We start from the raw sequence: 15693 nt of genomic DNA on the forward strand, positions 1-15693 counted from the left end.
CGGGCGCGTCCGTGGCACTTTGCTACTGCTGTGCATCGGTATGCCCGTAGTCTCGTTTTTCTTTGGGCAATACGCAGCATGATCCGCACCTCCCTACCCCTCAAGAAATCGCTGAAGCCCAAGCGGTGCCGGTCTTGTGGCGCGAATTTCAATCCCATCTCAAGCATGAGTAAGGCGTGCAGCGTGCCGTGCGCGATGGCTTTGAATGATGCGGCAAAGGCAAAGTCGGCAGCAAGGGCGGCGAAGGACGAACGGAAATCTCTCGCGGAGCGGAAAGCCAAGCTTAAGACGCGTCGCGAGTGGATTGCCGAAGCACAGGCTGCAGTGAACAAGGTGGCGAGACTGCGCGATCTACTGGCTGGGCATGGGTGCATTTCGTGTGGTGCTCGCCCGCAGCAGAAGTTCGGCGGAACGTTTGATGCGGGTCACTACAGGAGCGTGGGTAGTGCTCCCCACATGCGCTACTACCTGCCAGCCATTAGAGGGCAATGCGTTCGCTGTAATCGAGACCTCGGAGGCTCGGCCGTTAATTTTCGCAAGGGCCTCGTCGAGCGCATCGGCATCAACCGCGTCGAGGAAATCGAATCCATGCAGTGGACTGCAAAGTGGTCCGTGGAGTACTTAGAGCGACTCAAGAAGGTCATGAACAAGAAGGCTCGAAGGCTGGAGAAGCGGATTGAAGCCAAGAGTGAAGTTAATCAACTGGAGGCTGTCGAATGATCAAACGCAAACAACTTTTCCGCCATCGCCCCGCCGAGGGCACCATTGGCGACTGTCACCGCACCGCCATTGCTTGCCTACTCGACCTGGAGCCGGAAGCGGTGCCGCACTTCGGTGAACTGTATTTCAATGATCCCGATGGCGCGCGATTCAACAAGGCTTTTGAGGACTGGCTGTCCGGTCGCGGACTCAGAACGGCGATCATTGTCTATAACGGCGACTCGCTCGATAACGTGCTGGCGGCAATCGGTGCGCAGAACAAAGGCGCTTATTACCTGCTCGGCGGCACCAGCCTGACGGGCGTGAATCACACGGTAGTGTGCTGTGGCGGCGAGATAGCGCATGACCCATCCATTGATGACGTCGGAATCGTCGGCCCATGCGATGACGGGTATTACTGGGTGACGTTCATCGTGCCGGATTTCATGTATGCGAAGGAGGCAGCATGAAAGCAAACTGCTTCAAGAGAATGTTAATCGAACTCGACCATGCCGCCGCAGCGGAACACTCGGTCATCAATCACCACGTGAATGGCATGGAGTATCTGTGCCTGCACCGCTCCGACAAACTCACGGTGAAGCTGTATTTCATCGATCCAACGAACATCGCGCGCCCGGAAAACGCCTATCTGGTGACTCCGCACACGCATCGGTATTCGTTCGAGAGCACCGTTCTCGCCGGGCAGCTTCAGCATCTCACATTCCGCCAGTGCGCCGGCTCGCGTTATGACGTCTCCGAGTATTCACCGGAAACGCGAACGCGGTCCGGCCTCGGTGAGTGCGACCTTGAAATAAGGAGCCGCGACCTGCACGACGTCGGTAGCGATTACTGGTGCGGCACAAGTGATATCCACACGCTGGTTGTCCCGCATGCGCCCGTCTTGCTGGGCCTCGTTCAGTTCGGCGACATCACTATGAAGTCGACCGTTTATCTCCGCAAAGGAGCACGAATGGACTACCCGGAATCGCGCAAGCCGACAGCCGACGAAGCACTTGCACTTCGTAATCGGGCGCTTGAAATGATGGAGGCAGCATGATCGACCTCGATGAACTAGACCGCATCAACCGCGCCGGAGACCGGTATGGGCATATCACGCCAGGGAAGGTAGCCGAACTGATCGCCGAGGTGCGGAGACTCCGGGAGGATAAGGCGAGGCTCGACGCTGGTTGCATCCTGACGACCGACTATGACGAGTTCGGCGATAGGCATTTCACTGAGCGGCGTGGCCTAAACCTGCGCCAGATGATCGACAACGCTATGGCGCTGGCCGCAAAGGACCAGTCATGACCATCCACCGCATCGTCTGTGCCGCAAACCGTAAGCGCTTCACCGGACAAATTGTGCTTGGCATCCGCCATTGGGACTTGTTCATGTCGGAGGCCTTGGATTCAGAGGGCGATCCTGTCGATCAAGGCTTCGTGGATAACCGCGGCAATTTCCTGCTTCGCATCGAGGCGTGGAAAGTCGCCGAGGCCGCTGGGCAGATCATCCGTCGCGTCGGTGGCGATGATACGAACGGCGGCACGTTGTATTCCGAGAACCTTTATTGAGCAAGGAGCCCGCATGAACCAGGACGCAAACCGCGAAGACCGCATCGAGCACAAAGAGACCGCCGACAGCATCGTTTGGGGTTGCCATCGCGCCTATTTGAAGGTCTGCGTTAGTTGCGGCTCCCGCTCCGATCCCTATGGGAATATGGCGTGCCCTTGTGGGCGGACGGGGGAATCATGCTCTACCTGATCGCTCTCCTTGCTGGAGCAATCCTCGGAATTTTCGCTTGCACTCTGCTATGCGGCGTGTTCCTCGCCTTCCGCCCGACACCGCCAACGCTGTATGGAAGGCGAAAGCCAGCCCCGCCAGAGGTGGCGCAGATGCCGGTGGTCGAGGCGGGATGTGTGGCTTATCAGTTTCTGGGGGTTACTGGGGAAGAACAATGAAGACTCAATGTATTTTGACTTCGTATTGCAAGAACGCAAAAGGGTATGGGGTTCGGCGGATCGACGGCAAGAATTTTCTTGCTCATCGACTTTCTTACGCAGAAGCCAATGGGTTGGTCACAGAAGATCTAGCCGGAATCGTGATCAGGCACAAATGCGATAACCCAGCCTGGGTGAATCCTGACCATTTGGTTCCAGGGACGCATAAAGATAACTCAAGGGACATGGTTGAGCGGGGCCGTCAAGGGAATACTAGGGGCGAACGGTCGGGTAAGGCGAAATTGAAGGAAAAGGAGGTCATTGAGATTTTGAGGAGGCTGTCTGCTGGAGAATTTGGGACAGCCTTAGCGAAGGAGTATGGAGTTGGTAACACAACGATCTATGAGATCAAATCAGGAAAGCATTGGGCACATTTGCAAGAAAATCAGTCAATCTAACTGGCCTCGAAGATGAGTGAAACCGCTGGGGATTCAACGGGGTAGCGTCGTAAGTCGTACTAAATTCGTAGTATAATTTTGCAAGCTTTGTTTAACTGGATCGGGGTGTTGAATGACGCTAGACGAATCGCAGCAAGTCGAAACTCTGCTAGTGGAGTGGCACCGCTGGCAGAGCGCCTATTTCCCTGCCCTTGGCACCCCGCGCTGCGATCCGACATGCCGCGGATACCAGACCGGCAATCAGTGGCTCACCCCGAAAGAGAAGGCGGAACTGGCCGATCAGAAAATCTGGCGGGCCAATTCGGAGATTGTGGATGTTCTCGTTGACACGCTGCACTGGACGCACCGTGCCGCTATCCAAACGAGCATGCACAATAAGCGCGTCGGGTATGACGTGTTCTCGAATCCCCGGATTAGCGCGGAGGAGTCGCACGAGCTTTATCAGGAAGCGAAAACGCTCCTGTATCCAAAATTTGTGATGCGCGGGCTGGTTAAGGTGACGGAGGAAGTATGAGGGAAATCGAAAAGCTGGAGTCGCAGTTGCGCGGGCTGATGGAGGGCGAATTCTCAAGCATGACCATCTCGTTCAATAGTCATGCGTCCGGTTATGTCAATGCCCGAAGAGCGATCGAAGAAGGAGAATACGGTCATGCCGATTGGGTTTCTGACGAAGAATGCCAGAAGGCTGCTGAGACGAATTCCGTCTGGGAAATCCACTGGTACCCGCAAACTCCCATAGGCTTCTATGCCGTAGCCGCATCTACCCTTGAGGCATGCCTGAGAAGGGTGCTCGAAGAGCCTTGGAGCACTGCAGATTAAAAATATTTCTCGAAAGTGCTTGTAAACCCTGAAATTTTCTGGCATGCTTGACTTGTGGAGCCCAAAAAGCCTCTACAGAATTCATAGCCCGCCAGGTGGAAGCCTCGCGGGCTTTTCTATTTGGTGCCCGCCATGTCATCCATTACCTTCCAGTCGAACTCGTTTGGCCGGGACCCGATGGAACTTGCCGCTGCCAGTCAGGCCCGCGAGCGTCGCCAGCCCAAAGAGCCGCGGCGTGAGGTGACAAATTGTCAAATCACCGAATTTCCGAGACGCTGGGAATCGCAAGAGTGGAGCCCCGCCCGCCAACGAGCAGAACAACTGTTCACCGGCATGGCCGACGAACGCACCGCGCCGAGTGCTGCACGGCGGGCGGCGGAATCGCTTTTTGCGGGGGAGTGAGCATGAAACCAGTCAAACAGACAAAGCTGTATAGCGCTGACGGCATACACAACGGCAATTGCCTTGCGGCGTGCATCGCATCATTGCTTGATCTGCCGTTGTGGATGGTCCCGCCCTTCGAAGACATGTTCGGGCGCGGCGATCACACCTCGCGCATGATCGAATGGCTCAACCATATGTTCAAGCTTGAACTCGTCTGGGAAGACGGTCACCCCGTCGATGAGTTGCCTGAGTTCTATATTGCTGTGGGCCGGTCGCCGCGTGGCGTGCATCATGCCGTCATCTACAGCAAGGGCGAGATGGTGCATGACCCGCACTACTCTAACGACGGGATTGCCGAAGTTGATAGCGTGAAGTATCTCGCGCCGCTTGGTGCATGAGCCATGGACGACATGAGCGAACGGGATCAGGCAATCATCGCCGAGTGGACTCTGGATACGTTCGATGCCGCAGTGCATGCTGTCCTGGTCACCCCGCCATGGCGCCCGACTGATCACGCCTATGGTGTGCTGCGCGGATATCGCGAAGCTGGCCTAACACCCGCCGAAGCCGCGCAGGCATTCTTTAGCACAAGACAATGACCGAAGCCCAACAGTTAATCGACAGCCTCGAAGCCGATATCCAAAGGATGCGGATTGACGATGCGCTGAAGGCGTCGATGATCGCAAAACTGGATGCACTTCGTCGGATGGTGCTGTGATGACTGACAAGACATTCAGGATGGACGTACCTCTCGGCTTCGACGGAGATGGCTACCAGGCCGCAATTGAGTTGTATGTCGCTGGCCTGGTTGGGCGTGAATGCACCACGGAACTGCGTGACGAGGTGTACGAGAAAGCCTGTTCCATGGCCAAAGATTTCGTGAAAGTCGGAGAAGTGATCGTCAGTTTCGACTGATTCCCCCGCTCCCACCGTCAGCATGGGTCGGCCATGCAGCGTTAGACGGACGATGGTGAGCCCTAACACGGGTGGTAGCTCAGGGAGCAGGCCGGATTCCAAATCCGAGCCGGGTGACGTTCGATTCGTCCGCTGCCCGCCAGAGGAAAGCTCCGGTACGCAGGCCGGCGAGTCAGGTTCGAAGCCTGGCGTCTTCACGCATGACGATTGAGATAGCCGTATGGGGCATTCCGGCCGGATGCCAGTACTTGCCGGCGTCAGTCGTCAGTCGTGAAGGTGAAGCACCACCGGTAGCGCGCTCCGATCGGAGGCCATAGCGCCATGCGTACCGGTCGCATTAGCTCTCTCCCCAATCTCCTCGCGCCGACCTCATCGGCGTTTGCCCAGTGGGTTGGGCTATTTTATTTGCATGTCTGAGTGAAAAGTGGCGGTCGCTCGCTCTGTCGGAAGTGGTAATTACTCAAAGGCGTAGATATGGGCAGACCATCGAAGCTGACGGATGCTCAGTGGGAAGAAATCCGCAGACGCCTTCTCGCAGGTGAGGTGGGCCGCGAACTCGGGCGTGAATTCGGAGTCGCTGAATCGGCGATCCGCAAGCGTTTTGGTGCGCAGATCAAGCAAATAAAAGACGTTGCAAATCAAATAGTTGCGACCGAAGTAGCGCTTAAGGCACTCCCAGTAAGTGCGCAGATAAGTGCGCATGACTATGCCGCGCAATTACGCGCCATCACAACGCATACGGTAGGCGCTGCGCAATATGGCGCCGCCATCTCTCACCGGCTCATGGGCATTGCTCACGGGAAGGTGATGGAGATCGATGACGCAACGCCGCTAGGCGAAGAAAGCGCCCAGACCCTGAAGGGCATTGCGGTCCTTACGCGAATGGCGAACGAGTCGAGCGAGATCGGCCTCAATCTGTTGCGCGCGAACAAGGATGCTGGCGGCAATCCTTTGCGGGAAATCGACATCACTCCGGAGAGCGGCCTGACTCCAGAAGAGGAGTATCTGAAATTCATAGGCTGAGATGGCGCACGATCAAATAACAATCGACTGGCGCAATCCGGACTATCTACCGATCTACGAACAGCGCAAGAGGCTGATTGCGAAGATACGCAACAAAGAGGTCAGTCTCGCCAATCTGAAGCAGTTCTACAAAGCGCATCCGGTCGAGTTCATCTCGACGTTCGGAATGACGTTTGACCCGCGCAATATCGAAGTGGGATTGCCGGGAACGATACCGTTCCTGATGTTCCCCAAACAGGTCGAGTTCATAGAATGGTTGCGGGACAGATGGCTCGCGCGCGGTGACGGACTGGCCGAGAAGTCGCGCGACATGGGACTGTCCTGGCTGTGCGCGGCCTTTGCGGTGTGGATGTGGACATTCCATCCTGGCGCCGTGATTGGGTTCGGCAGTCGCAAAGAGTCATACGTAGACGACTCGAGCGACCCGAAGTCGCTGTTCTGGAAGGTGCGGTTCTTCATTGCTCGTCTGCCCAAAGAATTCAGGCCGGCCGGCTACGTCGAGAAGACGCACGCGCCGTTCATGAAGATCTCGAACCCGGAAAACGGGGCGATGATCGTCGGTGAGGCAGGCGACAACATTGGCCGCGGTAACCGGACCTCGATCTATTTCAAGGATGAGTCGGCCTATTACGAGCGGCCCGAGAAAATCGACGCGGCGCTGAGCCAGACATCGAACTGCAAGATCGACATTTCGACGCCGAACGGCATTGGTAATCCGTTCTATGCCAAGCGGCACGGCGGCAAGATCCCCGTGTTCACGTTCAACTGGCGTGACGACCCGCGCAAAGATGACGCCTGGTATCAGAAGCAGATTGACACGATGGACGCGGTCCATGTGGCGCAGGAAATCGACATCAACTATGCGGCATCGGTTGAAGGCGTCCTGATTCCGAATGCCTGGGTGATGGCAGCGGTCAATGCGCATCTGGCACTGGGAATTGAGCCGACCGGCGCGCGCGAAGGTGCGCTTGATGTGGCTGACGAAGGTCGCGACAACAATGCCTTCTGCGGCGCGCACGGCATTTTGATTGAGATGATCGAGGAATGGTCTGGCTCGGGCGGTGACATTTTCGCCACGGTCGAGAAGGCTTTCCATCTGAGCGACCTGCACGAATATCGCCGGTTCAAGTACGACGCCGATGGTCTGGGTGCTGGATGCCGCGGTGATGCGCGAATCATTAATGAAAAGCGGGCCGAGAAGAAGATCGAACTGATTGAGGTCGAACCGTTTCGCGGATCCGAAGCCCCGTTCAATCCTGATGGCGAGGATGTCAAGGGCCGCAAGAACGCGGACTTCTTTGCCAACCGTAAGGCACAAGCCTGGTGGGCGTTGCGGACACGGTTCCAGAAGACCTATCGCGCAGTGGTCGAAAAGCAGCCCTTTGACCCCGACGAAATCATCTCCATCTCAAGCGACATGCCATTGCGACGGAAGCTGATGACGGAACTGAGTCAGCCGACGTACTCGATTAATACCGTAGGCAAGGTGCTGGTCGACAAAGCTCCTGATGGCACGAAAAGCCCGAACCTTGCTGACAGCGTTGCATATCGCTTCGCCGAGGTGAGTAAGCGACCAATGGTCATCACCAAAGACGCACTTAAACAATTCGCCCACATGGGTAAGACCCGATGAATCGCCGCCAACGCAAAAAAGCACAGATGGCCGCGCAGCACGTGGCTCCTGTGCCGGCGAAGCCTGCGGGCATGAGGGTGTCGTCCGACGTGGTGATGAGCATGCGCCACAAGCCGGCCACGAAACCGCGGAAGACTGCGCTCGAGCTGTTCGCGCCGTATGAGCCGATGAAAGGCGTACTGCCATCTGGCAGTAGCGGCAAACAGATCGCGATGGACGCCGGCTTCAATGCCAACAACGCGTCGACGAATCTCGGACTGCTCGACAACGTCAATGCTGTCTTTGATCAGGGTTATGCGTTCCCCGGGTTCCAGATTCTTGCGTCATGGGCGCAGATCCCCGAGTTCCGCCGTCCCGCCGAGGTGTACGCGCGGGAAATGACTCGCAAGTGGATCAAACTCCAGGCGGTTGGCGAGGAAGACAAGTCGAACAAGATCAAGCGCATCGAAGCCGAGTTCAAGCGCCTGAATGTGCAGGCCGTGTTTCGCGAGGCGATCGAGCAGGATTGCAAGTTCGGCCGCTCGCAGATCTTTATCGACCTCGGCATGCAGTCCGACCAGATCGATTCGAAGGAGTTGATGACGGAACTGGTCGAGTCGCCGGCCAAGGTTGGACTCGGCTCAATCAAACGCCTGGCTGTCGTTGAGGCCAACTGGTCATACCCGAACCGGTATAACGCGAACGACCCGCTTGATCCGACGTTCTACAAGCCGACGAGCTGGTTTGTCATGGGCAAGGAGATTCACTCCTCGCGCCTCCTGACGATCATCACGCGCGACGTGCCGGATATCTTCAAGCCAGCATATGCCTTCGCTGGGCTGTCGCTGTCGCAGATGATGAAGCCGTACGTGGATAACTGGATTCGCACACGGCAGTCCGTGTCAGACTTGGTACACGCGTTCACCGTCTGGGTGCTCAAGACGGACATGGCTACCATCCTGAGTGCAGGCGGCGCTGACAACCTCTACAACCGCCTGCAGGTGTTCAACCTGGCGCGGGACAACCACGGCGTGAACGTGGTCAACAAGGAGACGGAAGACTTCGCCAACGTCTCGGCATCCTTGGCGGGTCTGGATAAGCTTCAGGCACAAAGCCAGGAGCAGATGTGCGCGCCATCAGGTCTGCCTCTCGTACACCTGACCGGCATCACGCCTTCTGGCCTGAATGCGACTTCGGAAGGCGAAATTGAGGTGTGGCAGGACAATGTTGGCGCAACCCAGCAGATCTATACGCCCGCGCTGTCGAAGATTCTGAATCTTGTTCAGTTGTCGCTGTTCGCCGAAATTGATCCAGGCATCGGATTTGAGTGGGTGCCGCTGCGCACGATGAGCCCTGAGCAGCGTTCAACGATTCGCAAGGTGGATGCGGAGACCGATGACATGCTCATTGGTGCTGGTGTGCTGACGCCCGAAGAATCCCGTACGCGTATTGCGAATGAGGAAGACTCGCCGTATCACGGGCTTGAGACCAACGTCGATCTGCCCGACGTGCCGGAACCCGAAGAGGGTCCGCTCAATCGCGCCGAGAAAATCAGCGGACAGCAATCAACGAAAGGTGACGAATGAATCTCCAGATTGGTCCGACAACCCCATGGGTTGCCCAGGCTGGCCCTCAAGGCATCACGGCAACGCCGCTCGGATTCCAGCAGATCACCACCCTGTCGACTGCGCAGTCCTTGACCGTGCCGGCTGGTGCCTTGCTGGCCGTCATCCAGGCATCCACGCAAGCTATTAGCTGGCGCGATGATGGTATAGCTCCTACTGCCACGGTCGGCATGTCGATCGCGACTGGTAACGAGCTCCAATACAACGGCAACCTGTCGGCAATCCAGTTGATCCAGGTGACCTCTGGCGCGATTGCCAACATTAGTTACTATCGTTGACGCCATGCCTTACACAATCAACGCTGGTGGCGGTGGCGGATCAACGGCCACAACAACGCCGCAATCGCAGGAACGGCTCATTGCTGGCCCTGCGCTTTGTTACGCGAACACACCAACTGCGGCAACTACCCAGGCCCAGAATACAGCACAGCCGATCCAGTTCATTGGCGGAGCCACGAGATTCCGGCCTGAATTTGACGGCCGGTATGATCCGGGCATTACCACGCAATCGGAAACGGACATCACCGCACCGGTTGCAATTACTGGTGTGTTCTGCTATCCGTACGCGTGCTTTACAGGCTCGATCACCACCACAGTACTGACGGTGACTGGCACTCCACAAGGCGCGCTGGCCGTTGGGCAAACGTTGCAAGGCGGAACGATTGCGGCAGGTACGACGATTACGGCCCTTGGCACCGGCACTGGTGGGGCGGGGACCTATACGGTCAGCATCTCGCAGTCCGTTACCAGCACGCCGCTCCTTAATGCGGAAACAATTCATACCGTACTTACATTCCAGGGCCAGACGACAGGCACGCTAAATCCTGGTGCAATCGGGTATGCCGCTGACTACATCGAACTCGAGGCCGCCGCAGGAACATGGGGGCGCCTGAGACTATTTGCGCAGGTCGCCAACGGTCAGAAGCTTCCGCGTGGATTCAACTTCAACAGCGTGATCTTCCCGGGTGCGCAGGTCAGTTCGACCACGACCGAAACGGATCAAACACAGGCCTTGTCATTTGCATGGCCGGCTAACGTGGCCGCGGGATTCTACGCTTTCAGCGCAAACCGATTCGTCGGCGTCGGACTCCAGCGCGTGCCTTCCGTTGGTTTCATGGGTGATTCGATTACGCATGGAATTGGTTACACGAACAATCTGGGCCTTGGTGATATCGGCCAGATGCTGAATGGCGTTGCCAATACGGCGAATTTCGGGTATCCGAGCGAACGGATGCAGTTTGCCGTCCTCGGAAATAGCTCGAAATCACGTGACCGGTTGTTCCGCGTATCCGATATTGTCACCGTTGCCGAGGCTACGAATGACTTCCACAATGGCCAGACGCTGGCCCAGGTACAGGCAAACAACCTGGAAATGTGGGCGCGTTGCATGCGTAGGAAAGCCGCAGTCATTCCATTGACGGTTACACCCCAGTCGACGTCAACGGATGGATGGGTAACAGAGGCCAATCAGACGCCACTGTCGGCGTGGGTGGCGGGTGGTGCTGCCCAGCTTTACAACGCATGGCTGCGTGATGGCGCCGCGGTAACTGGGACTCTGGCGACGGGCTTCGTTGCTGCGGCAACCGGCTCGAGCGGTGCGGGAATTCTCCGGATTGGGCAAACCGGGCATCCGGCAATCTATCTGCTGGATCGGGCAATCAGCATGGAGTCAATCGTGACGCCCGGCGTGTGGATTGCGAACGGCTCGCCCGATGGCATTCACCCGTTGCAGCTCGCGGTCAATGCCGAAATCGCCTCGCAGCAAACTGGTTTGAGAGCAGTCGTCGCAGCCTACGGTGCAACCCTGTCCTGAGGAAAATCCATGTACGCAGGCACACCGGGCGGCTCCCAGACAGTAACAGCGGCAGTCGCATTGTCGGCATCAAGCCCGCAGTTGACGATTTACAACAGCGCCTCCGCGATCACCCAGGCGCTCCCTACGACCGGGCTCGTTGATGGACAGAAGCACATGCTCAAGTGCATGGGGGCGGGTGGCCTGAGCGTCACAGGAAATATCGACACCGTAGCGGCCACGACCGCCACTATTGCCCAGTTCGCCGGAAATACTTTCGTGTATTCGGTCGCATTGGCGACTTGGGCGAAGTTCTGACCTAGCCGTACTTGATCGCCCTGATCCGCCTAACCATCTCGGTTAGCTCCAATTCCATCGCATCGAACCGCGGTTTGCCTGCGCTATCGGTCAAGCCGTTTTTCAGCAGGAACATATCGAGTTCGGTGTCCAGCAGGTCGGACAGATTGAACCGGGCTGAATACTCATCGTTCTCGCCAACGTACACAACCACGCGTTGCGGCTCTTCGTGGTCATAGCCCACGTAATCCACTTCGATACCTTCTTTCATGCCCGCTCCGAAACTCGTTTCGCCGACTGGGAAACCTATTCTACTCCGACCGGTTCGACCCAATGCCGGGGTCGAGGCGGCATACAACAAGCAGTTGCAGCGCTGGATCGAGATGATGCACAGGTCTCTCGTGTATTTCATCCAGGCGCAGTACCGGGCTAATCCCCCGCCTACACTCGCGCAGGATGCTGGCTGGGAGGCTTTCCGCGATGGTAGCCCAGCCAATGCAATGCGTCGTGCGATGCACCGCATGTCGAGACGATGGCTGAAGGCGTTCGGCAAGGGTTCGGAAGATCTGGCCAAGTATTTCGTCGACAAAGCGGCCGGCGCCACAGACTTGCAATTGAAGGATGTGCTGAAGAAGGCCGGATTTACAGTTGAGTTCCGTGCGACGTATGACGTCAATAACGCCATGCAAGCGGCAATCGGCGAGAACGTAGGGCTGATCAAAAGTATCGCATCCGAGCATCTGACTCAGGTCGAAGGCTTGGTGATGCGCTCCATGCAACAAGGGCGCGATCTCGGGACGCTGACAGAAGAACTGACCAAGCGGTACGACATTACGAAGAAACGTGCGTCTTTTATAGCGCGCGACCAGGCTAACAAGATGACGGCTGTCATCAACCGCACGCGTCAACAGGAACTTGGCATCACCCAAGCTCGCTGGCGGCATTCGCACGGCGGCAAGAAACCCCGTCAATCCCATATCGCAGCCAGTCAGGCCGATGGCGGTAAGGGCAAGGTCTACGACACCGCGAAAGGTTGCGAGATCGACGGCGAGTACATCTGGCCGGGGCAATTGCCTAACTGTAGGTGTACGGCGCAATCTATCATCCCAGGATTAGAGGACTGAAATGGCCGAGCGAATCAAAGGCGCCGGCATCATGCTGATTACGCCGCAGGATGAAGTCCTGTTTCTGCTGCGCGCACCGGGTGCCAATCACCCTGGAGAATGGGATCTTCCTGGTGGCCGCTGTGATGCCGACGAAACACCAGAGCAAACCGCCATCCGCGAGACCCAGGAAGAGATCGGAAGCCGCCCATACGGTGAACTGACAAAGATCGCCGACACGTCGAGCAAAGACGATAGCGGGTCGGAAGTCGACTTCATCACATTCCGGCAATTCATCCGGCACAAGTTCAAGCCGAAGCTTGACCCGGGTGAGCATACAAAGTTCGTTTGGGCCTCGCTCAAAAATCCTCCTGAGCCGCTTCACCCCGGCGTGCGCGAAGTTGTGAATATGGCGCTCGGTGTGAAGGTCGAAAAGGCCGCGATGGATGGCTTGGCATTCGATCGCGCAAGCGTGCGTACCGTGGACGAAGATGGCCGGATGCGCGTGGAGATTAGCCACCTGTCGAAAGCGATGGTGTGCCCATATCTCGGCAGTGAGATCCCCGAGTATCAATCACTCGGCCTCACCCCGGATCGCGTCTACATGCTGCTTCGCGATCCGGAGGAACTGAAGAAGTCGGTTCCTACATGGAACAGCGTTCCCCTGCTCAATGAGCATGTGCCAGTCAGTGCTGCCGATCACAAACCCGATTCGGTCGTTGGCGCAACCGGCAGCGATGCCGCATTCAATCCGCCCTACCTCGACAACTCTCTCGTCATTTGGGCGCAAGACTCCATTCGTGGAGTCGAGACCGGGCGTCAGCAAGAAATATCGTGCGCCTATTACTACGACCCCGACATGACGCCGGGCACCTATGAGGGTGTTGCGCACGACGGGATCATGAGAAATATCAGGGCGAATCACATTGCCCTGGTAGAAAAGGGCCGAGCAGGCCCGGATGTCCTTGTTGCAGATTCAATCAACCAAAACGGAGCTATCCGAATGAGCAAGCAGTCCCTCAGCAAGAAAGCCGTCTTAGCCAAAGGGGCCTTGCTGGCTGTCCTGCGGCCCATGATGGCATCCGACGCCGCGATCGATCTGAATCCGATCCTTGCCGGCGTGAAGAAGAAGAACTGGCTGGACAAGAAGCCAGGGATCTTGGCCGCAATCAAGCCGCACCTCGCAGCCGATGCCGACCTCGGTCAGATCGTCGAACTGCTCGACAAGCTGGATGGGGAAACGCCCGACGACGACAACGTCGCCATGGACGATCCGGTCGATCCGAAGTGCGAACAGATTCTCGCGATGCTCCGCGGCAAGATCAGCGACGAAGACCTGGCACAGGTACAGGCCGCATTGAGCGCGCCCGCAGCTGCCGCCCCCGCGGCTACGGATGAGCCTTCGCAAACGGCCAATGCCGCAAACGCAAACCCCAAGGACGGCACGAACAAGGCGCCGGTTCCGGGTGCCAGTGATGACAAGGACGACAAGATGGACAAGGCCGCGATGGACAAGGCGATCAAGTTGGCGGTTGATGCGGCTCGCCGCGACACTGAGCAGGCCACGATTGCCCGCCTGCATGGCATTCAGGAAGCCGAAGAAGCCGTCAAGCCATACGTCGGCAAGCTGGCCGCAATGGACAGCGCCGATGCGGTCTACAAGGCAGCGCTCGAGATTCTGAAGGTCGACGTCAAGGGTGTGCATCCGAGCGCATACAAGGCCGTGCTGATGGCCCAGCCAAAGCCTGGCGACGAACCGCGCCGGGTCATCGCATCGGATAGCGCTACGCCTCCGTCCGACATGGCGGAGTGTTTCCCGAACGTCCACCGCATCGGCTAATCCAATTCAGATCAGGAGTAAGACATGGGCTTCCCGCGTCAAGTAAATGTACTCGCAGCGCCGGCAGTGCTCGGCGATTTCTGCGATTCCAATCCCCGTAGTACCGTCGATGCAAGCTATGGTGCCTTTGTTGCCGGCGCCAACGGCTTGGCAGTGGGTCTCTTCGCATGGGCCGATCCGACCAACACGATTCTGAACAATTTCGGCCCGGGTGCGCCGACCGGCTTCATTCACCGCGACCAGCAAGCGCTGATTACGGCGTTCCTCGGCGATGACTCGCTCACGATCCCGGCTGGCTATCAGGCTACCGCATTCAACGCCGGTGGCTTCTGGGTGGCGAATAGTGGCACAACGACCTCGGCGGTCGGCCAGAACGCGTACGCGAACAACGCAACGGGCGCGGTAACCTTCGGTGCCGCAGGTTCGCCCCCGACCTCGGCGAGTGTGACGGCATCGATTGCGGCCAACACAACCACGGCCGGCACGATCGCACTGAACAGCGTTACGGGTTCGATCGCAGGCACGACGCTCACCGTTACGGTGGTCGGTACCGGCGCACTCGCTCCGGGCCAGACGCTGTCGGGCACCAACGTCGACCCAGCCACGACCATCGTTTCGCAACTCACCGGCACGACCGGTAGCACGGGCACCTATACGGTGTCGGTCAGCCAGACCGTGGCAAGCACCACGATCACCTCGAGCGGCGCAACATTCACGGTCGGCGGCACGGTGACGGGTGTGTTCGCTGTCGGACAGACCCTTTCGGGCGCGGGTGTCACGGCTGGCACGACCATCACGAACCTGATTTCGGGCACGGGTGGCGCAGGAACGTATGCGGTCAGCATCGCACAGACCACTTCGAGCACGACCATCACTGCATCCGGTGGCGTGCTGACGGTCACGGTTGTTGGCTCGGGTGCGTTGGCACTGAACGACACAATCAGCGGCGCAGGCGTGACGGCAGGTACCTATATCTCCGCCTTCATCACGGGTACCGGCGGCACGGGTACCTACGCTGTGAGCGTCGGCCAGACCGTTGCATCGGAGACGATCACGGTTGCCGCCGGTACACAAACGAAGTGGGTTGCCGCTTCGATCGGCGCACCGGGTGAGCTCGTCAAGATGGTCTCGTGGCTGAACGGCTAACGCAAAACTGACAACCGCATGCGGCCGCCTTTGGGGCGGCTTTT

At 57.9% G+C, this 15693-nt stretch carries 25 protein-coding genes; 23 read left to right on the plus strand and 2 right to left on the minus strand.

What is annotated here, in order from left to right:
• The first annotated feature begins 78 nt into the window (after positions 1-78).
• From GNZ13_RS32145 to GNZ13_RS32205, 15 genes are all read left to right on the plus strand, one after another.
• Complete coding sequence (locus GNZ13_RS32145) at positions 79-720, plus strand: recombination protein NinG (protein WP_172172090.1); 642 nt, start codon at positions 79-81, stop codon at positions 718-720.
• Positions 717-1169 carry a hypothetical protein gene (locus tag GNZ13_RS32150; RefSeq protein ID WP_172172092.1) on the plus strand — a complete coding sequence of 151 codons (453 nt, stop codon included), beginning with the start codon at positions 717-719 and terminating at the stop codon, positions 1167-1169. The genes GNZ13_RS32145 and GNZ13_RS32150 overlap by 4 nt, the downstream gene beginning before the upstream one ends.
• Positions 1166-1756, plus strand: coding sequence for a hypothetical protein (locus GNZ13_RS32155; RefSeq protein ID WP_172172094.1), 591 nt, complete (start codon positions 1166-1168; stop codon positions 1754-1756). Before GNZ13_RS32150 ends, GNZ13_RS32155 begins: the two co-directional genes overlap by 4 nt.
• A complete protein-coding gene (locus tag GNZ13_RS32160) occupies positions 1753-2007 on the plus strand; it encodes a hypothetical protein (protein ID WP_172172096.1) in 255 nt (84 codons plus the stop codon). The genes GNZ13_RS32155 and GNZ13_RS32160 overlap by 4 nt, the downstream gene beginning before the upstream one ends.
• Positions 2004-2270 (plus strand): hypothetical protein, encoded by a 267-nt coding sequence (locus GNZ13_RS32165; protein ID WP_172172098.1) that lies wholly within the window; start codon positions 2004-2006, stop codon positions 2268-2270. Before GNZ13_RS32160 ends, GNZ13_RS32165 begins: the two co-directional genes overlap by 4 nt.
• Positions 2271-2447: 177 nt before the next feature.
• Complete coding sequence (locus GNZ13_RS32170) at positions 2448-2657, plus strand: hypothetical protein (protein ID WP_172172100.1); 210 nt, start codon at positions 2448-2450, stop codon at positions 2655-2657.
• The gene (locus tag GNZ13_RS51710) at positions 2654-3094 is read left to right on the plus strand and encodes an HNH endonuclease (protein WP_216675109.1); all 441 of its coding nucleotides are present in this window, start codon (positions 2654-2656) and stop codon (positions 3092-3094) included. The genes GNZ13_RS32170 and GNZ13_RS51710 overlap by 4 nt, the downstream gene beginning before the upstream one ends.
• Positions 3095-3206: 112 nt before the next feature.
• Complete coding sequence (locus tag GNZ13_RS32175) at positions 3207-3608, plus strand: hypothetical protein (RefSeq protein WP_172172102.1); 402 nt, start codon at positions 3207-3209, stop codon at positions 3606-3608.
• On the plus strand, positions 3605-3913 hold the full coding sequence (locus GNZ13_RS32180; protein ID WP_172172104.1) for a hypothetical protein: 309 nt from the start codon (positions 3605-3607) through the stop codon (positions 3911-3913). The genes GNZ13_RS32175 and GNZ13_RS32180 overlap by 4 nt, the downstream gene beginning before the upstream one ends.
• A 132-nt stretch (positions 3914-4045) precedes the next feature.
• Positions 4046-4315, plus strand: a complete 270-nt coding sequence (locus GNZ13_RS32185; RefSeq protein ID WP_172172106.1) for a hypothetical protein — start codon at positions 4046-4048, stop codon at positions 4313-4315.
• Positions 4316-4317: 2 nt separating this feature from the next.
• Positions 4318-4695, plus strand: a complete 378-nt coding sequence (locus GNZ13_RS32190; RefSeq protein WP_172172108.1) for a hypothetical protein — start codon at positions 4318-4320, stop codon at positions 4693-4695.
• Positions 4696-4698: 3 nt separating this feature from the next.
• Positions 4699-4896, plus strand: a complete 198-nt coding sequence (locus tag GNZ13_RS32195) for a hypothetical protein (RefSeq protein ID WP_172172110.1) — start codon at positions 4699-4701, stop codon at positions 4894-4896.
• The gene (locus GNZ13_RS53600) at positions 4893-5015 is read left to right on the plus strand and encodes a hypothetical protein (protein WP_268959203.1); all 123 of its coding nucleotides are present in this window, start codon (positions 4893-4895) and stop codon (positions 5013-5015) included. Before GNZ13_RS32195 ends, GNZ13_RS53600 begins: the two co-directional genes overlap by 4 nt.
• The gene (locus tag GNZ13_RS32200; RefSeq protein ID WP_172172112.1) at positions 5015-5212 is read left to right on the plus strand and encodes a hypothetical protein; all 198 of its coding nucleotides are present in this window, start codon (positions 5015-5017) and stop codon (positions 5210-5212) included. Before GNZ13_RS53600 ends, GNZ13_RS32200 begins: the two co-directional genes overlap by 1 nt.
• Positions 5213-5755: 543 nt before the next feature.
• A complete protein-coding gene (locus GNZ13_RS32205; RefSeq protein ID WP_172172114.1) occupies positions 5756-6235 on the plus strand; it encodes a Hin recombinase in 480 nt (159 codons plus the stop codon).
• 46 nt (positions 6236-6281) lie between these two features.
• Here the strand turns inward: GNZ13_RS32205 and GNZ13_RS52905 are convergent, their stop codons facing one another.
• The gene (locus tag GNZ13_RS52905) at positions 6282-6599 is read right to left on the minus strand and encodes a hypothetical protein (RefSeq protein ID WP_236002283.1); all 318 of its coding nucleotides are present in this window, start codon (positions 6597-6599) and stop codon (positions 6282-6284) included.
• A 156-nt stretch (positions 6600-6755) separates the two neighbouring features.
• On the opposite strand from GNZ13_RS52905, the gene GNZ13_RS32210 reads away from it, so the two are divergent.
• From GNZ13_RS32210 to GNZ13_RS32230, 5 genes are read left to right on the plus strand one after another with little or no spacing between them, the layout of a single operon-like run.
• Positions 6756-7868, plus strand: a complete 1113-nt coding sequence (locus GNZ13_RS32210) for a hypothetical protein (RefSeq protein ID WP_236002284.1) — start codon at positions 6756-6758, stop codon at positions 7866-7868.
• Entirely contained in the window at positions 7865-9433 is a 1569-nt protein-coding gene (locus tag GNZ13_RS32215; protein ID WP_172172116.1) for a DUF1073 domain-containing protein, read from the plus strand. Before GNZ13_RS32210 ends, GNZ13_RS32215 begins: the two co-directional genes overlap by 4 nt.
• Entirely contained in the window at positions 9430-9750 is a 321-nt protein-coding gene (locus GNZ13_RS32220; RefSeq protein WP_172172118.1) for a hypothetical protein, read from the plus strand. The genes GNZ13_RS32215 and GNZ13_RS32220 overlap by 4 nt, the downstream gene beginning before the upstream one ends.
• A gap of 4 nt (positions 9751-9754) precedes the next feature.
• Positions 9755-11284, plus strand: a complete 1530-nt coding sequence (locus tag GNZ13_RS32225; RefSeq protein WP_172172120.1) for an SGNH/GDSL hydrolase family protein — start codon at positions 9755-9757, stop codon at positions 11282-11284.
• A 9-nt stretch (positions 11285-11293) separates the two neighbouring features.
• Positions 11294-11581: a hypothetical protein gene (locus tag GNZ13_RS32230; protein ID WP_172172122.1), complete on the plus strand. Its 288-nt coding sequence runs from the start codon at positions 11294-11296 to the stop codon at positions 11579-11581.
• A 1-nt stretch (position 11582) separates the two neighbouring features.
• On the opposite strand, the gene GNZ13_RS32235 is transcribed toward GNZ13_RS32230, so the two are convergent.
• Positions 11583-11831 carry a hypothetical protein gene (locus GNZ13_RS32235; RefSeq protein ID WP_172172124.1) on the minus strand — a complete coding sequence of 83 codons (249 nt, stop codon included), beginning with the start codon at positions 11829-11831 and terminating at the stop codon, positions 11583-11585.
• On the opposite strand from GNZ13_RS32235, the gene GNZ13_RS32240 reads away from it, so the two are divergent.
• Genes GNZ13_RS32240 through GNZ13_RS32250 form a run of 3 tightly spaced genes read left to right on the plus strand, consistent with a single transcriptional unit; the run spans position 11830 to position 15649 of the window.
• Positions 11830-12684 (plus strand): phage head morphogenesis protein, encoded by an 855-nt coding sequence (locus GNZ13_RS32240; protein ID WP_216675110.1) that lies wholly within the window; start codon positions 11830-11832, stop codon positions 12682-12684. The genes GNZ13_RS32235 and GNZ13_RS32240 overlap by 2 nt on opposite strands.
• Position 12685: 1 nt before the next feature.
• Positions 12686-14503 (plus strand): DUF2213 domain-containing protein, encoded by a 1818-nt coding sequence (locus tag GNZ13_RS32245; protein ID WP_268959204.1) that lies wholly within the window; start codon positions 12686-12688, stop codon positions 14501-14503.
• A gap of 24 nt (positions 14504-14527) precedes the next feature.
• The gene (locus tag GNZ13_RS32250) at positions 14528-15649 is read left to right on the plus strand and encodes a gp53 minor capsid family protein (RefSeq protein ID WP_172172128.1); all 1122 of its coding nucleotides are present in this window, start codon (positions 14528-14530) and stop codon (positions 15647-15649) included.
• Positions 15650-15693: the final 44 nt, after the last annotated feature.

This window comes from Paraburkholderia elongata (genome assembly GCF_013177735.1).
GTDB classification, from domain to species: domain Bacteria; phylum Pseudomonadota; class Gammaproteobacteria; order Burkholderiales; family Burkholderiaceae; genus Paraburkholderia; species Paraburkholderia elongata.

What these genes read in the sequence shown, in the direction of transcription:
- GNZ13_RS32165 (WP_172172098.1), top strand. Translation starts at nt 2,004, where the DNA reads ATGACCATCCACCGCATCGTCTGTGCCGCAAACCGTAAGCGCTTCACC.
- GNZ13_RS32210 (WP_236002284.1), top strand. Translation starts at nt 6,756, where the DNA reads ATGAAGATCTCGAACCCGGAAAACGGGGCGATGATCGTCGGTGAGGCA.
- GNZ13_RS51710 (WP_216675109.1), top strand. Translation starts at nt 2,654, where the DNA reads ATGAAGACTCAATGTATTTTGACTTCGTATTGCAAGAACGCAAAAGGG.
- GNZ13_RS32220 (WP_172172118.1), top strand. Translation starts at nt 9,430, where the DNA reads ATGAATCTCCAGATTGGTCCGACAACCCCATGGGTTGCCCAGGCTGGC.
- GNZ13_RS32235 (WP_172172124.1), bottom strand. Translation starts at nt 11,831, where the DNA reads ATGAAAGAAGGTATCGAAGTGGATTACGTGGGCTATGACCACGAAGAG.
- GNZ13_RS32180 (WP_172172104.1), top strand. Translation starts at nt 3,605, where the DNA reads ATGAGGGAAATCGAAAAGCTGGAGTCGCAGTTGCGCGGGCTGATGGAG.
- GNZ13_RS32225 (WP_172172120.1), top strand. Translation starts at nt 9,755, where the DNA reads ATGCCTTACACAATCAACGCTGGTGGCGGTGGCGGATCAACGGCCACA.
- GNZ13_RS32245 (WP_268959204.1), top strand. Translation starts at nt 12,686, where the DNA reads ATGGCCGAGCGAATCAAAGGCGCCGGCATCATGCTGATTACGCCGCAG.
- GNZ13_RS32215 (WP_172172116.1), top strand. Translation starts at nt 7,865, where the DNA reads ATGAATCGCCGCCAACGCAAAAAAGCACAGATGGCCGCGCAGCACGTG.
- GNZ13_RS53600 (WP_268959203.1), top strand. Translation starts at nt 4,893, where the DNA reads ATGACCGAAGCCCAACAGTTAATCGACAGCCTCGAAGCCGATATCCAA.
- GNZ13_RS32185 (WP_172172106.1), top strand. Translation starts at nt 4,046, where the DNA reads ATGTCATCCATTACCTTCCAGTCGAACTCGTTTGGCCGGGACCCGATG.
- GNZ13_RS32160 (WP_172172096.1), top strand. Translation starts at nt 1,753, where the DNA reads ATGATCGACCTCGATGAACTAGACCGCATCAACCGCGCCGGAGACCGG.
- GNZ13_RS32190 (WP_172172108.1), top strand. Translation starts at nt 4,318, where the DNA reads ATGAAACCAGTCAAACAGACAAAGCTGTATAGCGCTGACGGCATACAC.
- GNZ13_RS32145 (WP_172172090.1), top strand. Translation starts at nt 79, where the DNA reads ATGATCCGCACCTCCCTACCCCTCAAGAAATCGCTGAAGCCCAAGCGG.
- GNZ13_RS32175 (WP_172172102.1), top strand. Translation starts at nt 3,207, where the DNA reads ATGACGCTAGACGAATCGCAGCAAGTCGAAACTCTGCTAGTGGAGTGG.
- GNZ13_RS32195 (WP_172172110.1), top strand. Translation starts at nt 4,699, where the DNA reads ATGGACGACATGAGCGAACGGGATCAGGCAATCATCGCCGAGTGGACT.
- GNZ13_RS32240 (WP_216675110.1), top strand. Translation starts at nt 11,830, where the DNA reads ATGCCCGCTCCGAAACTCGTTTCGCCGACTGGGAAACCTATTCTACTC.
- GNZ13_RS32230 (WP_172172122.1), top strand. Translation starts at nt 11,294, where the DNA reads ATGTACGCAGGCACACCGGGCGGCTCCCAGACAGTAACAGCGGCAGTC.
- GNZ13_RS32200 (WP_172172112.1), top strand. Translation starts at nt 5,015, where the DNA reads ATGACTGACAAGACATTCAGGATGGACGTACCTCTCGGCTTCGACGGA.
- GNZ13_RS32250 (WP_172172128.1), top strand. Translation starts at nt 14,528, where the DNA reads ATGGGCTTCCCGCGTCAAGTAAATGTACTCGCAGCGCCGGCAGTGCTC.
- GNZ13_RS32155 (WP_172172094.1), top strand. Translation starts at nt 1,166, where the DNA reads ATGAAAGCAAACTGCTTCAAGAGAATGTTAATCGAACTCGACCATGCC.
- GNZ13_RS32170 (WP_172172100.1), top strand. Translation starts at nt 2,448, where the DNA reads ATGCTCTACCTGATCGCTCTCCTTGCTGGAGCAATCCTCGGAATTTTC.
- GNZ13_RS32150 (WP_172172092.1), top strand. Translation starts at nt 717, where the DNA reads ATGATCAAACGCAAACAACTTTTCCGCCATCGCCCCGCCGAGGGCACC.
- GNZ13_RS52905 (WP_236002283.1), bottom strand. Translation starts at nt 6,599, where the DNA reads ATGGAATGTCCACATCCACACCGCAAAGGCCGCGCACAGCCAGGACAG.